General features: G+C 72.2%; 15 protein-coding genes. 6 read left to right on the top strand and 9 right to left on the bottom strand.

Annotated features, from left to right (window positions below; translation table 11 throughout):
* Window position 1: 1 nt before the first annotated feature.
* The 3 genes from ACIBQX_RS15680 to ACIBQX_RS15670 form a co-directional block, all read right to left on the bottom strand.
* A complete protein-coding gene (locus ACIBQX_RS15680) occupies window positions 2-1,096 on the bottom strand; it encodes a sugar ABC transporter substrate-binding protein (RefSeq protein ID WP_397004825.1) in 1,095 nt (364 codons plus the stop codon).
* 199 nt (window positions 1,097-1,295) lie between these two features.
* Window positions 1,296-2,249, bottom strand: a complete 954-nt coding sequence (locus ACIBQX_RS15675; RefSeq protein ID WP_397004823.1) for a sugar-binding transcriptional regulator — start codon at window positions 2,247-2,249, stop codon at window positions 1,296-1,298.
* Between the two features lie 137 nt (window positions 2,250-2,386).
* Window positions 2,387-3,373: a DUF5937 family protein gene (locus tag ACIBQX_RS15670; protein WP_397004821.1), complete on the bottom strand. Its 987-nt coding sequence runs from the start codon at window positions 3,371-3,373 to the stop codon at window positions 2,387-2,389.
* An 86-nt stretch (window positions 3,374-3,459) separates the two neighbouring features.
* Between ACIBQX_RS15670 and ACIBQX_RS15665 the strand changes: the two genes are divergently transcribed.
* Entirely contained in the window at window positions 3,460-4,716 is a 1,257-nt protein-coding gene (locus ACIBQX_RS15665; RefSeq protein ID WP_397004819.1) for an MFS transporter, read from the top strand.
* 16 nt (window positions 4,717-4,732) lie between these two features.
* Here the strand turns inward: ACIBQX_RS15665 and ACIBQX_RS15660 are convergent, their stop codons facing one another.
* Window positions 4,733-5,713 carry a LacI family DNA-binding transcriptional regulator gene (locus tag ACIBQX_RS15660; protein ID WP_397004817.1) on the bottom strand — a complete coding sequence of 327 codons (981 nt, stop codon included), beginning with the start codon at window positions 5,711-5,713 and terminating at the stop codon, window positions 4,733-4,735.
* Between the two features lie 68 nt (window positions 5,714-5,781).
* Between ACIBQX_RS15660 and ACIBQX_RS15655 the strand changes: the two genes are divergently transcribed.
* Both ACIBQX_RS15655 and ACIBQX_RS15650 read left to right on the top strand, forming a co-directional pair.
* Window positions 5,782-6,957, top strand: coding sequence for a CynX/NimT family MFS transporter (locus ACIBQX_RS15655; protein WP_397004815.1), 1,176 nt, complete (start codon window positions 5,782-5,784; stop codon window positions 6,955-6,957).
* Window positions 6,958-7,638, top strand: a complete 681-nt coding sequence (locus ACIBQX_RS15650; RefSeq protein ID WP_397004813.1) for a hypothetical protein — start codon at window positions 6,958-6,960, stop codon at window positions 7,636-7,638.
* On the opposite strand, the gene ACIBQX_RS15645 is transcribed toward ACIBQX_RS15650, so the two are convergent.
* Both ACIBQX_RS15645 and ACIBQX_RS15640 read right to left on the bottom strand, forming a co-directional pair.
* Window positions 7,610-8,188 (bottom strand): cysteine dioxygenase, encoded by a 579-nt coding sequence (locus ACIBQX_RS15645; RefSeq protein WP_397004811.1) that lies wholly within the window; start codon window positions 8,186-8,188, stop codon window positions 7,610-7,612. The two genes, ACIBQX_RS15650 and ACIBQX_RS15645, sit on opposite strands and share 29 nt — an antisense overlap.
* Window positions 8,185-9,045, bottom strand: a complete 861-nt coding sequence (locus tag ACIBQX_RS15640; RefSeq protein WP_397004809.1) for an amidohydrolase family protein — start codon at window positions 9,043-9,045, stop codon at window positions 8,185-8,187. Before ACIBQX_RS15640 ends, ACIBQX_RS15645 begins: the two co-directional genes overlap by 4 nt.
* Window positions 9,046-9,237: 192 nt before the next feature.
* Here ACIBQX_RS15640 and ACIBQX_RS15635 point away from each other — a divergent pair, with 192 nt between their 5' ends.
* Window positions 9,238-10,233 carry a LacI family DNA-binding transcriptional regulator gene (locus ACIBQX_RS15635; protein ID WP_397004807.1) on the top strand — a complete coding sequence of 332 codons (996 nt, stop codon included), beginning with the start codon at window positions 9,238-9,240 and terminating at the stop codon, window positions 10,231-10,233.
* Here the strand turns inward: ACIBQX_RS15635 and ACIBQX_RS15630 are convergent.
* Window positions 10,230-11,582: an aromatic amino acid ammonia-lyase gene (locus tag ACIBQX_RS15630; protein WP_397004805.1), complete on the bottom strand. Its 1,353-nt coding sequence runs from the start codon at window positions 11,580-11,582 to the stop codon at window positions 10,230-10,232. The two genes, ACIBQX_RS15635 and ACIBQX_RS15630, sit on opposite strands and share 4 nt — an antisense overlap.
* 7 nt (window positions 11,583-11,589) lie before the next feature.
* Window positions 11,590-11,970, bottom strand: a complete 381-nt coding sequence (locus ACIBQX_RS15625; protein ID WP_397004803.1) for a phage holin family protein — start codon at window positions 11,968-11,970, stop codon at window positions 11,590-11,592.
* A gap of 132 nt (window positions 11,971-12,102) precedes the next feature.
* On the opposite strand from ACIBQX_RS15625, the gene ACIBQX_RS15620 reads away from it, so the two are divergent.
* Entirely contained in the window at window positions 12,103-12,372 is a 270-nt protein-coding gene (locus ACIBQX_RS15620; protein WP_397004801.1) for a hypothetical protein, read from the top strand.
* Window positions 12,373-12,394: 22 nt separating this feature from the next.
* Here ACIBQX_RS15620 and ACIBQX_RS15615 read toward each other — a convergent pair whose 3' ends face one another.
* Window positions 12,395-13,108, bottom strand: a complete 714-nt coding sequence (locus ACIBQX_RS15615; RefSeq protein WP_397004799.1) for a hypothetical protein — start codon at window positions 13,106-13,108, stop codon at window positions 12,395-12,397.
* Window positions 13,109-13,160: 52 nt separating this feature from the next.
* On the opposite strand from ACIBQX_RS15615, the gene ACIBQX_RS15610 reads away from it, so the two are divergent.
* Window positions 13,161-13,553, top strand: a complete 393-nt coding sequence (locus tag ACIBQX_RS15610) for an OsmC family protein (RefSeq protein ID WP_397004797.1) — start codon at window positions 13,161-13,163, stop codon at window positions 13,551-13,553.
* Window positions 13,554-13,851 lie beyond the last annotated feature (298 nt).

The following is a 13,851-nucleotide window of genomic DNA, read 5'->3' as shown; positions in this document are numbered from 1 at the left end:
CCTACTTGATGCCGAGCTCGGCGCAGCCGTCGGCGTACTCGGCGGTGCAGACGTCGGCGGCCTTCATGATGCCGCTGTCGAACAGCACTTCCTTGATGTTCTCCGTGGTCACCACCGTGGGGACGAACAGCTCCGACGGGGTGTCGAAGAGCGTGTCCTTGCCCGCGGGCTTCTGGCCCTGCATGAACTGGTAGGCGACGTCGGCCGCGGCCTCGGCCACGATCTTGATCGGCTTGGAGATGGTGTTGTACTGGTCGCCCTTGATGATGCGCTGGGCGGCGGCCACCTCGGCGTCGTTGCCGGTGACCGGCGGCACCTTCTTGCCCGCGGCCTTGAAGGCGGAGATCGTGCCGCCGCCGGTGCCGTCGTTGGCCGCGACCACGCCCACGATGTCGTCGCCGAACTGGGTGATCTGGCCGCTGACCCAGGACTGCGCCTTGGCCGGCTCCCAGTCGGGGGTGTCGTACTCGGCCAGCAGCTTGAAGCCGCTGGGGTCGATCGCGCTGTGGATGCCCTTCTTGATCAGGCCGGCCGCGGCGTCCGTCGGCGAGCCGTTCACCTGGAGGAGGCCGCCCTCGGCCTTCTCCTCCTTGAGGTGGTCGACGAGCGACTGGCCGATCATCGCGCCGATCTTCTCGTTGTCGAAGGAGATGTAGTAGTCGGCCGGCTTGGCGGGGATGGGCCGGTCGTAGGCGATCACCGGGACCTGCTGCGCCTGCGCGGTCTGCACGATGGTGGCCGCCGCCGCGGAGTCGACCGGGTCGATCACGATGGCCTTGACGCCCTGCGCGAGCGCGGAGTTCGCCTGCTGCTGCTGCTTGGCGGCGTCGGAGTCGGCGTTCTGGTAGATGACCGAGCAGCTCGGGCAGAGCTGCTTCATCTTGGCCTCGAAGAGCGGCTTGTCCTGCAGCTCGTACCTGGTCGAGGCGAGGTCGGGCATGAGGAAGGCCACCTTGGCGTTCTCCACGGCCGCGCCGCTGCCGGTGGGCGCGGCGGCGTCACCGCCGGTGGAGTCGGAGCCGCATGCGGCCAGCGCCGAGGTCGCCAGGACCGCCACTGCGGCGAACGCGGAGGTCCGCATCTTGGTTCTGTTCACGGGATCTTTCCTCACTCGCTTCGTCCTCGCGGACGATCCATTGCGTCGCGTTCCCCCGAGTGCGACCCGGGACGCCCCTTCACAGCAGGTCACGTCCTGTGATGCACTTCACGCTAGCGCGATGGCGGAACATTTGTCCAGCACGGATGTTCACACTGTTGGCATGGAGATGGTCCCGAGTCAACCCGAAGGGGGTTGCTCAGCGGGCCGCCACGAGGAGGCTCTCGGCCGTCAGCGCGTCGGTGACGAGATGGTTGAAGTAGCCGCCCTTGGCCCCGGCGATGATCGACAGGACCTTCTCCGCCCCGACCGCCACGGCGATGGAGCACGGGATCCGCCGCAGCTCCTCCAGTCCGGTCGCGACCAGGCGCTCGCTGCCCGGATAGCCCACCGGCTCACCGTCGCGGTCGTAGAAGCGGGAGCACACGTCGCCCACGGCCTGGCGCAGGCTCGGCGCGTCGCGCGGCACGAACGCGGGCACCACCTGCCGCATCAGCGGCGGCGAGCCGACGCCCACGATCGCGCACTTGGCCTGCGCCCACAGGTCCATCACCCGGCGCACCGACGGCTCGTGCTGCAGCGAGTAGAACAGCTCGGGCCCCGGCAGCGCGGGCGCGTAGAGGTAGCTGGGCACGCCGCCGAGCCGCTCGGCCAGCAGCCGGGTGGCCTCGTTGGTCTGGAACCAGGGCTGCGGATCCTGCTGCCCGCCCACGGCCGGCGCGATCGTCACGCCGGGGAAGTGGCCGAGCCCCTCGCGCGCGCACTCGTACACCGTGCTGCCCGACGACACCAGCACCACGTCGCCCGACTCCAGCCCCGCCCCGGCCAGCGCCTTGGCCAGGCCCGGGGCGAGCAGCGGGCCCAGCGCCGGGCCGCTGACCTTGGGCACCAGGTAGACGCGCTTCAGCGACAGGGCGTCGGCGACCTCGCCGGCCAGCGGGCCCTCGGCCAGCGCGGCGGGCCGGTGCACCCGGATCTCGACGATGCCCTGCCTGCGGGCCTCGGTCAGCAGCCTGCTCACGGTCGCCCTGCTCACGCCGAGCCGTTTGGCGATGTCGGCCTGGGTGGCGTCCTGGAGGTAGTACTGCGACGCCGCCGCGTACATCAGCTCCTGGGGGAAGCGGGCTTCCTGGGTGATGTCAGCGGCATTCATGCGCGCGCTCCCTGGCTATGAACGATTGTGCTGAACGGATGCGCAACGACTATACCTTCGTGCTCTCCGAGTGAAGGGTAGCGATTTCGTACATCGTCCTTGCCGCCGACCCTGGCCGCATCTTCGCCGCCGATCGGTCACGCGAGGGAGCCGGCCACCAGGGCGTCGCCCAGCGGGGTGCGCGCGTACAGCACGCTGCGTCCGGTGCGGGTGCCGCTGATCAGGCCAGCGCCGCGCAGCGCCGCCACGTGGCCGCCGGTGCCGCCGAGGCTCTGGCCGAGCAGCGCGGCCAGGTGCGTGGTGGTGGCGGGGGTGGCCAGCTCGGTGAGGACGCGGGCGCGCGAGCGCCCGAGGAGCGTGGCCAGCCCCGCGCCGGCCCCCGGCGGCTCCGCGGCGATGCCGCGCGCCGGATAGAGCAGCGCGTACGGCCACGCCTCCTCCAGGTAGGCGCCGACACTGGCGGTGAACACCGACGGCAGGAAGAGCAGCCCTTTGCCGCCGAGGCGGTGCCTCTCGTCACGCCGGCCCATCATGATCGCGATGTGCCCGTCCTCATGCCAGCGGACCTGCGAGCTGAGATCGTCGAGCGCCGCTCCCCAGCCGGCGGTGACCAGCCGCCCGGCACGCTGCACCACGTCGCGCTCCAGGATCGCGTGGAAGCGCGGCCAGCTCTCGGCGAGGATCCGCGTCCAGAGTGCTTCGAAGGCGTCGGCGATCAGCCGCACCACGTCCGGCCCGAACAGCAGCTCCCTGACCTCGGCGGGCACGGGAGGCCTGGCCGCCAGCACCGCCGAGATCTCCCGGTGCGCCACGGCGAGCGGGGTCGCGCGCATCGCGGCCAGCTCCACCTCGAACGGCACGCTCGTCCCCGACGGCGGAGGCGCGATGAAGTCCACGTTCGCACTGCCCATGTTGCCGGAGATCGCCGCGGTCGCGCGCAGCGCGGGGTGCCCGCGCGCCAGCTCTTCGTACGGCCCGCGCCGGCGCTCCACCCACCGCCGGTGCACGCCGGCCGCGGTCCGGCCCTCCAGCACCCACTGCGCGTGCATGGTCTCGATCAGCGGGGAGATGGCGAACCTGCTGGCCGCCACGTCCTGCGGGGTGACCTCGATCCTGAACACCACCTTTCGGTTATATCCGAAAGCTTCGCCCGGCGGCGCCTGTCGCCCGCAGCATCGGATGCGTCCCTTCCACCGACGTGAGGAGAATCGTGTCCACAGAGCGCGGCGCCACCTACGGTGAGGTGTTCGCCGTCCGGGAGTTCCGGGTGCTGTTCGGCAGCTTCGCGCTGCTCGTCTCCGGCGACTCCATCAAGATGCTGGCGCTGTCGGTGCTGGTGTACGCCCAGACGGGGTCGCCCGGACTGTCGGCCGCCGCCTACATGGCCGGCTGGCTGCCCTACATCGCCGGCGGGATGTTCCTGCTGTCGCTGGCCGACCGGCTGCCGCCCCGGGCCGTCATGATCGTGGGCGAGCTGGTCAGGATGGTGGTGTGCCTGCTGCTCGCCTTCGCCGGGCTGCCGGTCTGGGCGATGCTGGCGCTGGTGCTGGTCACCGGGCTGTTCTCGCCGGTGTTCGGCGCCGCGCGCAGCGCGCTGCTGCCCGACGTGCTGCCGGGGGACGCGTTCGTGCTGGGCCGCTCGCTCCTGGGCGTCACCTCGGCCGGCGCTCAGGTCGCCGGCCTGGCCGTCGGCGGCGCCTTCCTGGCTGTCGCCGGCCCGCACGGCGCCCTGGCGGTGACCGCGGGGCTGTCGGCGTTCGGTGCGGTCCTCCTCCGGTACGGCCTCCCGTACCGGCCCGCCCGCCAGGGACGAGCGAGCGGGGCCCGTGCGAGCGAGGTGGGCGGGGAAGGGGCGGTGCGGACCACGTTGCGGGTGAATCGGCTGTTGCTGGCCGATCGGCGGGTGCGCGGGCTGCTGCTCGCCTCCTGGCTGCCGCCGCTGTGCCTGGCCGGAGCGGAGGCGATGATCGTGCCCTACCTGGGCGGCCAGGGGCAGGCGGGGGTCGTGCTCGCGGCGGCCGCGTGCGGGATGGCGGTCGGTGAGTTCGCCGTCGGCAGGTTCGCGGCCCCGGCGCTGCGCGAACGGCTGTCGTTGCCGCTGGCGGCGCTGCTCGGGATCCCGTGGCTGGGCTTCCTGGCCGCCCCCGGTGTCGGCTGGGCCGCGGTGCTCGCGGCCACGGCGGCGGCGGGGCTGGCCTACCAGCTCGGGCTGCAGCGGCGCTTCGTGGACGCGGTGCCGGAGGAGGTGCGCGGACAGGCGTTCGGCCTGCTGTCCACCGGCCTGATGACCGGGCAGGCCATCGGGGCGGCGCTGGTGGGCGTACTCGGCGAGCTGTTCTCCCCGCGGCTCGCGATCGTCGCCGCGGGCGGCGCGGCCATCCTGATGGCGCTCGCCCTGTCCAGAGCCCTGCGCCCCGAGGCCCTGCCGACCCCTGCCCCGCCGTCCAACGTCCCCTCGGCCGGATAGCTCTCCCAGGGGCCCCTCAGACCGGCAGCTCGCCCGAGCCCCGGGGGATCAGGCGCACCGGGAGCAGCGGGTGCTCCGACGGTCCGGTGTCACCGTGCATGCGGCGGAACAGCAGCTCGGCCGCCACCCGGCCCATCTCCGCCGGATCCTGGGCCACCACCGTCACGCCGGGCACGAGCAGGTCCGCCAGCTCGAAGTCGTCGAACCCGACCAGCGCCGGCAGCCGCCCGGCCAGCGCCCGCAGCACCGTCACGGTGAGCCTGCCGTTGCCGGTGAACAGCGCGGTGGGCGGCGCGTCGAGGGCCAGCATGTGCTCGACGTCGGCGCGTACGCCCGCCGGCGACGGCGTCCGCATGGCGACGAGGCGCTCGTCGAACAGGTGCCCCATGGCGGTGCGGAAGCCGTGCAGCCGCCGGGCGGCGGTGAAGATGGACGGCTCGTCGCCGAGGAAGGCGATCCGGGTGTGCCCGTGCGCGAGCAGGTGGCGGGCCGCCATGCCCGCCCCGCCGGCGTTGTCGGTGAGCACGGTGTCGACGTCCAGGCCGGGCCCCGGCGGCCGGTCCACGAACACCGCCGGCGTGCCGGCTTCGAGCTCGGGCCGCAGGTAGGAGTGGTCGGCGCCGGCCGGCACCACGATCAGCCCGCCCACCCGCCGGGCGCAGAAGGCCCCCACCAGCTCGCGCTCCCGGGCGGGATCCTCGCTGGACGAGCCGCTCAGCAGCAGGCAGCCGTACCCGGTGGTGATGTCCTCGACCGCGCGGCTCAGCACGGCGTAGAACGGGTCGGCGGAGTCCTCGATGACCAGCCCGACGGTCGCGGTCCGGCCTCTGCGCAGCACGCTGGCACTCTCGTTGCGGCTGTAGCCGAGCAGTTGGATGGCCTCGCGCACGCGTTCGGCGGTGCCGGGGTGGACGCCCGGCTCGCCGTTCACCACCCGGGACACCGTCTTGAGCGCCACGCCCGCCGCCGAGGCGACGTCCTTCATCGTCGGTCTCACTCCTGGATCCTTCCTTACCCGCCCACCGCAGACAACGTTGTCAAGGGCCTGTGCCAGAGTAAGTCGCTATGGCGTGGAGATCCGCACTGCTCATGGCCGGTTTCGTGCTGGCCGCACTCAACCTGCGCCCGGCGATCGCGGGCCTCTCGCCGCTGCTCGATGAGATCATGAGAGACGTCGGTCTCACGCCCGGGGCCGGCGGCGCCATCACCACCGTCATGATCGTCTGCCTGGGGGTGTTCGGGCCGCTCGCCCCGCTCCTGGCCAGGCGGATCGGGCTGGACCGCACCCTGCTGCTCGGGCTGCTCGTGCTCGCCGCCGGCATCGCACTGCGCAGCCTGGACGGGCCACTCATGCTGTACGCGGGCGCGGCGGTCGCGGCCACGGCCATCGCGGTGATGAACGTCATCATGCCCGGCGTGGTCAAGCAGCACTTCCCGGCCCGGGTGAACCTGATGACCGGCGTCTACGTCTCAGCCATCGTGGGCGGGGCCGCCATCGCGTCGGGCGCGCTCATCCCGATGGAGCGGCTCACCGGGCTCGACTGGCGGGGCGTCTCGGCGCTGCTGGCCGTGCCCGCGCTGGCCGCCGCGCTGCTCTGGCTGCCGCAGGCGTTCCGCCGGCACACCAGCCCGCCGCGCGACGGGCCCAGCGCGTTCGGCCTGCTGCTGCGCAGCAGGGTGACCTGGTACGTGACCGCGTTCATGGGCCTTCAGTCGTTCACCTTCTACGTCATGCTCGCCTGGCTGCCGACGATCTTCCTGGAGGCGGGCATCCCGGCAGAGCAGGCCGGCTATCTGCTGAGCGTGACCACCGTCGTCCAGGTGGGCGCCACGCTCGTGGTGCCGATCCTGGCGGGCCGGCGACGCTCGCAGGTGTCGTACGTGTACCTCTCGTCGGTGCTGACCGCCGCGGGCTACCTGGGCGTGCTGCTGGCTCCGGCCACGCTGCCGTGGCTGTGGATGATCGTGCTGGGGATCGGGCAGGGGGCCTCGTTCGCGCTGGCGTTGCTGATCATCGCGCTGCGCCCGGCGAATCCGGGCCTGGTCACGGCACTGTCCGCGATGGCCCAGTCGGTGGGTTATCTGCTCGCCGCGCTGGGGCCGGTGCTGTTCGGGCTGCTGCGGGAGGTGTCCGGCGGATGGTGGGCGCCGCTGGCGTTCGGGGTGGTCGTGGTGGGGGTGCAGACGGTCGCTGGCTGGTTCGCCGGGCGCCCTGCTACCTTAGGTAAGCCTTACCTGTAGATGGAGGAACACGGCGTGCTGACCGAGCTGCTCGAGCGTTTGGCCGCCGAGCGCGGTGGTGTCCTCGGTGTCGAGCCGAAGCTGGTCATCGACCCGGACGACAGCTGGACACCCGTTTCGGAGCTCGTGCGGGAGCCGTACACACTGCTCGGAGAGCTGGTGGACGTGACCGCCACCCGCTGGAACGCGCCACGGCACGTCGGCGCGGCGCTGCTGTGGAAGACCTTCTCTTACTGGCACACGATGCCGCTGGCGCTCGGCTGGGCGCTGGACGGGCGCATCCCGGTCATGCGGCTGGCCGACACCTGGTTCAAGCAGTCGGAGGCCGGGGTGACGATCGCGGCCACGGACGTCACGTGGGCCTCCGGCGCGAAGGCGATCGGGGAGGTGCTCGCCGAGGCGCAGGCGCCGCTGATCAAGGTGCTCAGCGGGATGGCCAAGGTGGGGGAGCGGACCCTGTGGGGCTCGACCGCCGAGGCGTTCGCGCACCCCCTGACCCAGATCATGCCGGGCGACTACATGGCGCTGCTCCAGCAGGTCGGCAAGCCCGTCGACGGGCTGATCGAGCCCGCCGACGACGCCTACTTCCGCAGGACCTGCTGCCTGTGGGTCACCCTGCCGGACGCGGAGGCCTGCGGAAGCTGCTGCGTGCTCAGGCCACGGCGCTCCCCGGCTCCGTGAGCGTCGCTGTGGCAGCGCTGGCGGCGCTGGCGGCGCCGTCCATGGGCCTCAGCTCGTCGGCGTAGCTCACCGAGACGCGGCGCATGACGCCGGTGTCGTCGATGGAGTACTGGCCGAGCCGCCACAGCGGCGGTGAGTAGGCGTGGATGGAGACGCTGTGCTCCACCGCGCCGGTGAGCCGGTGGATGTGGTCGGGGCCGAAGGAGAACGACTGTCCCTCGCTGACCACGGTCTCCAGGTGTTCGCCGCCGATGCGCGGGTTGCTCTCCAGCAGCGCCCCGCGTACGACGTGCACGGCGCCGGAGGACAGGTCGTGGTCGTGCCAGCCGGTGTCGTCCTCGGGCCGCCAGCACAGCAGCCACACGTCGATGTAGGCGTCCCGGTGGAGGGAGGCGTAGTGCCTGCCCCCGTCCGCGGGGAAGTCCACCTGGTCCTGCCATCGGGCGGGGTCGGCCGCCAGACGGTTCACCAGCGCGCGCAGCTCACGCCGGTCGAGCGTGCGTTCGGGGAGTGCGGGGCTCCCATCCTGGCTGCCGTGCTGCTCGTTCACTGACGAGTCTCCTTCCTGCCGAGTAGGCGACGTGGGTTGGTGACGCGGATGGCATGGGCGGCGGCCCGGCCGAGGCCGGGGTCGGGGGCGGTGGCATAAGGGGCGTCGGAGCCGTTGACGACCACGTCGACGCCGAGCTCGCGGACGATGGCGTCGATCGCCCGCGGGCCGTAGGAGGAGGTCTCCACGTAACAGCCGGGATCGACCTCGCCCCGGCCGCCGCCGCCCCTGGACATGAGCCGCTCGGAGTGCAGCGGGGCCAGGCCGGCCAGCAGGGCGAAGCAGACGCGCAGTCGCGGGTGCCTGGGCCTGACGGCGACGTGGAAGTGGTGCCACGCCTGGTGCAACTGCTGGACGTACGGGACCACGGCAGGCCACCAGGGCGGCGCGCCCGGGGGCGTGGCGCACGGGCCGGGATGCACGAACAGCGGCAGGTCCCGGTCGGTGAGCACCTCCAGCAGCCGGTCGTCGAACGCCGCCGTCGCGGGCTGCTGCAGCCCGGCGAAGCCCCGGTCCAGGTCCTTGGCGAGCCGTTCGGGGTCGGGCTCGCTGTGGCAGGTGGCGGCCCAGGCGCCGAACGGCTCGGGCAGCGCCAGCGCGCCGTCGTGGTAGGCGTCGATCAGCGGCCAGGCCTCGCCGGGCGGCAGCGACTCGATGCCGAGCGGGCTGGAGAGGGAGACCAGCGCCAGCTCCAGGCCCGTGGTGTCGCGGTGCTCGTGGACCGCGGGGTCGACCTGGTAGGGAGGTTCGCCGTCGAGGAGCAGCGTCCAGCCGTCGAGGCGGGGCGGGGAGGTGCGGCGGCGCAGGGCGTCGACGAACGCGCCGGTCCACAGGTGCTGGTGCACGTCGATGCTCATGATCACGCCTTCCCCTATTTCCTACCTACTTTATAGGTAAACCCTTCGGTCCTGGAATCGGTCGGGTGAACCGGTTCACTGATACGGTTCAGTGAACCGCTTCACAAGGAGGATTGTCAACGTCGTGCATCAAGTGGCCGTCCTCGCACTTCACCCGCCCTGGCTGTCGGTGTCAGCGAATAGGGTTGCGGAATGGCTCGCAAGAGAGCGACGATCCGGGAAGTGGCCCAGGCGACCGGCCTGTCACCGGCCGCCGTCTCCTACGCGCTGCGTGGTCTGCAGGTCTCCGAGGAGACGATGGAGCGGGTCCGCGCGGCGGCCGCCGAGCTGGGTTACGAAGCCGACCCCATCGCCAGGGCCCTGGCCAGCGGCCGCACCGGCATGATCGGGCTGCTCTGCGGCTCGCTGGAGGACCTCTGGCAGCAGTCGCTCGCCGTCGGCATCAGCCGTGGCCTGCGGGAGAAGGACCGCTACGCGCTCATCCTCGACGCCGTCGGCGACCCCGCCCGCGAGCGGGCCCTCGCCCAGCAGCTCCGCGACCAGCGCGTCGACGGCATGATCGTGCAGCCGATCGACCCCGCCGCGCCCTTCTGGGCCCAGCTGTGCGAGTCGCTGCCGGTGGTCGCGATCGGCGACTCCCTGGCCGGCACCGCCGGTGAGGTCATCTTCGACAACCGGCGCGGCGTCACCCTCGCCCTGGAGCACCTGCGGGCGCTCGGCCACCGCCGCATCGGCGTCCTCACCTCCACCCGCGCCAGCACTCCCGACCGCCCGGCCGACGTGCACGTCACGGCCGAGGGCGAGCGGCTCGGCCTGGACCTCCGGGTCGCCACCGCCCAGCACGGCCTGGCCGCCGCCACCCAGGCGGCCCACGACCTGCTCGCCGAGGACCGGCCGAGCGCCGTCTTCTGCTTCGCCGACTCGATCGCCTACGGCGTCTACGCCGCCGCCGGCGAGCTGGGGCTGTCCATCCCCGGCGACATCTCGGTCATGGGCTACGACGCCCACCCCATGTCCGGCCTGCTCACACCGGGCCTGTCCACCGTCGACTGGAACATCGACGGCATCGTCCGGGCGGCCGTCCGCCTGATGGCCGCCGCCGCCGACGGAGGCGCCCGCCGCCGCCGGGTCGTCCAGCAGCCCACCCTCCGCCAACGCAGCTCCGTCGCCGACCTGACAGGCCTTTAGCGGCCGTGCAGGGCCTGGCGGGCTGTTTCCAGGTCGGTGGTGAGGGGGGTGTCTGGTTTCGGGCCGTGCAGGGCGCGGGCGGCGGCGGTGTGCTCGCAGGCCAGGACGACCTCCAGCGGCTCCACGCAGCGCAGGGCGTGGCGGGCCGCCTGAGTGGCGAAGCCCGCGTGATCTTCCGCGCCCAGGGAGATGACCGCCGTGCCCGTGGTGACCGGGGTGGCGAGGTGGCGCAGCTCCGCCAGGGCGTCCTGGGCCACGTACTCCAGGATGAGCGCCCCTGAGCCGCCGGGCCGGTCGGCGAGGAACGGCAGCAGGCCGGTGAACTCGGGGTTCATCAGCGTCGCCAGGCGGGCCGTGCTGAGCTGCGCCACCTGGACGAGCGCGGCGCGCAGCGTGTCCAGGGCCAGGGCCACGGGGGCGGCGTGGAAGTTGCCGTTGTGCCAGGCGAGCGAGCCGGCGATGAGCGGGTTCTCCGACGCCGAGTTGAGGTCTGTCTCGATCACCGTCTCGGCGCGGTCCAGCGCGTCCATGGCGGCCCCGTGCACCTGGGCGAAGGCGCGGTAACCGTACGGATCCTGGACGCGGGGGCTCGGGCCTCGGGGGAGCAGGGCGCGCAGCCGGGCGGCCACGACCGCCTGCCCGGGATGGGGGCGCGCCTCCTGCACGGCCGCCGCCAGCGGCTCGGCCGAGGCGTCCACGGCGGTGAAGGAGCGCGCGGCCCCGTCGACGGCCGCTTCGAGCAGCAGGCGCAGCCGGTGGCAGGCGAGCGCCGCGTCGCCCAGCGTGGCGGCACCCGAGCTGATGAACGGCAGCGCATCGCCGTCCCCCAGCGCGTATCGGGGAGGGGAAGTGGTGCCGTGAGCGGGGACGGGCGGGGAGGTGCCGGTGGTGGGGTGATGGTGCCAGTCGAGCTCGCCGAGCAGGCACAGGCCGGTGGTGGCCAGGGCGGTCAGGTCGCCGGTGCCGATGGCGCCGTAACTGTGCACCGGCGGGGTGAAGCCGTCGTTGATGGCCTGCGCCAGCACCGGCAGCACGCCGGGGTCGACGCCCGAGCCGCCTGCCAGGAGCTGGTTGAGCCGCACGACCAGCATCGCCCTGGCCCGTTCGGGCTCGACCAGCGGCCCGGCGCCGCACGCGTGGCTGCGCAGCAGGGCCCGCCCGCCCTGCTCGACCGGGACGCCCTTGTTGGCGCCCACTCCGGTGCCGCGCCCGTACACGACACCGGTGAGCCGCTGGGCGGCGGCCCATGCGGCGCGGGCCCGGTCCGTGCCGGAGATCGTGACCCGGGCCTGGCCGTGGGCGACCGCGTGCACCCGTGAGCAGGTCAGCCCGGCGCCGCCGATGTCCACGGGGGTGTCAGTCGCCGTCGGGGATGAACAGGCTGAGCAGCCAGCTGACCACGCTGATGATGATCGCGCCCAGGACGGCGCTGGGCCAGAAGTCGTCGACGTGGAACGGGATGTCGAACTGCCCGGAGATCCAGCTGGTCAGCAGCAGCATGCCCGCGTTGATGACCAGCAGGAACAGCCCCAGGGTGAGCACGATGAGCGCACAGCCCAGGGCTTTGACGATGGGCCGGACGATGGCGTTGACGAGGCCGAAGATCAACGTCACGATCAGCAGCGTCCCCCAGTATTCGGGGGAGTAGGCCTTCGTGGTGATGTCGATGCCGTCGAGAAGCTGGATGGCGACCCAGAGAGCGGCAGCCGCCGCCAGGGTTCTGATGATGAATCTCACGCTGGATGATCCTCCCACGGTGACAGGCACTCCGACCCTACGTGCCGGCCGATCACTTTGCGTTGTCCTGGAGTGGGCCCGTGTTTCGGACGGCTCTCGCGGGATAGGTCGGTCGGGAGGGAGAGGAGCGAGATGGACGCCACTGGTCTCGAGTCGCTGTCGGCGAGCGAACTGCACGATCGCGCCGTGCGCTACGCCGTGCACCACGGGGATCTCGGGTTCCTGTGGAACCTGCTGAAGGTGATCCCGGCGGCCGAGGCCGCGACGGGCAGGGAGACGACCGCCGACCTCAGCCGCGTCTCGGCGCTGCTCAGCGACGCCATCGCCGCCGGTGAGGGAGACCTGGGCGAGGCACTGCGGCCGGTCTATCTCGACTATCTCCGCAAGCACCCCGACGCCTAGCCGTACGGCCGGGCCCGTTCGGTCAGGCCCGCTGCCTGAGCCGGACGCTCGCCGTCCTGACCTGCGTGCCGGGCACGGCCAGCCGGGACAGGGCGCCGCGTACGTACCTGGTGAAGTGGCGTGGGCCGGCCAGCACCACCTCGCGGTCGGCGATGTCGGGCACCTCGCGCCTCAGCCCGGAGGCGCTCAGCCGCTCCTTGGCCCTGGGGTCGTGCTCCTGACCGACGACCAGCACCAGGCCGTACCTGTCCTGAAGCTCGCGCAGCTCGTCGGTGATCCGCTCGGTGCGGTAGACCGCGACGGTGCTCTGGCCGCGCTCGGCACGGTCGGCCAGCAGGGTGCGCAACGTCCCCGCGTCCAGGTCGGTGGCGATGAGCAGCGTGCCCCTGGTCCCGGCGGCGCCGCCGTTGCTCCAGACCGCCATCACCGACGCCACGCCGTACACCAGCAGGGCGGTGAGGGTCACCGGCGAGGGGGAGGCCGCGCTGAGGTGGTACGCGACGAGCAGCGTGCCCGCCAGATAGGCGGCGAGCCGCAGGCGTCGCCCGGCCCGCGCGGACCGCAGGCGGTCGGCGGACCTGACGACGATCAGGCCGAGCGCGACCAGCAGCGCCGCGCCGGCGTAGGCGGCGGGCTGCCACGCCTGGCCGTAGCCGGGCTGGACGGCGCCGAACTCGGCGACCGCGACACCGCACCAGAAGAGAACCGGACCCTTGGATCTCGCCTCGCTAGCCATGTATCGAACCATGCGCGCCGAACATGAGAGCTGTCTGAGTAAGGTCTAAAACATGGCTAACGTGCGTGTGGAGCGGACCGACGACGGCGGATTTCGGGCGACGAACGACCGTGGCGCGGAGGTGCGCCTGGGCAGCAACGCGGAGGACGGTGTCTTCACACCGGTGGAGCTGCTGCTGGCCGCCGTGGGCGGGTGCAACATCGTGACCGTGGAGCCGCTGACGGCCAAGCGCGGCCACCGGCTCGTCCGGCTCGCGATGACGGTGGGCGCGGACAAGGTCGAGTCCAACCGGCTGGGCCCGGTGACCGTGACCTACGACGTCGAACTGCCCGCCAAGGAGGCCGACGAGGTCTTCCGCGCCGTGGCGGAGCGGGTGCACGAGAAGTACTGCACGGTCAGCCGCTCGCTCGCGGAGGGCACGGAGGTCCGGATGGAGATCCCCTAGCCGCTCAGACCGGGCGAATCGCTGACAATCCTTGGCGCTCCGTGCACGGATATTCGACCGCGTTATGACGCGGTCGTTGCATACGGCTCGGTAGTGTCGAAGCAGGTCGGAAGCACTGTGACCGGCCGTAAGACCTACACCGGAGCGGACGCGGAGGGGGACCGCGGTCTGCCAGTGCGGGACCGCTGTCGCTTTTGGGGGAAAGCGATGGCCTGGACCGCCGTCGGGATCGGGGTCGGGCAGATTTTGGGGGACTGCCCGACCCCGATCTCTTTTTCGTACGCTCGCCTCGTATCGT

It is taken from the genome of Nonomuraea sp. NPDC049714 (assembly GCF_044465295.1).
GTDB lineage: Bacteria > Actinomycetota > Actinomycetes > Streptosporangiales > Streptosporangiaceae > Nonomuraea.
The sequence above is the reverse complement of the archived record's forward strand: the minus strand, read 5'-3'. Positions and strand labels throughout refer to the sequence as shown.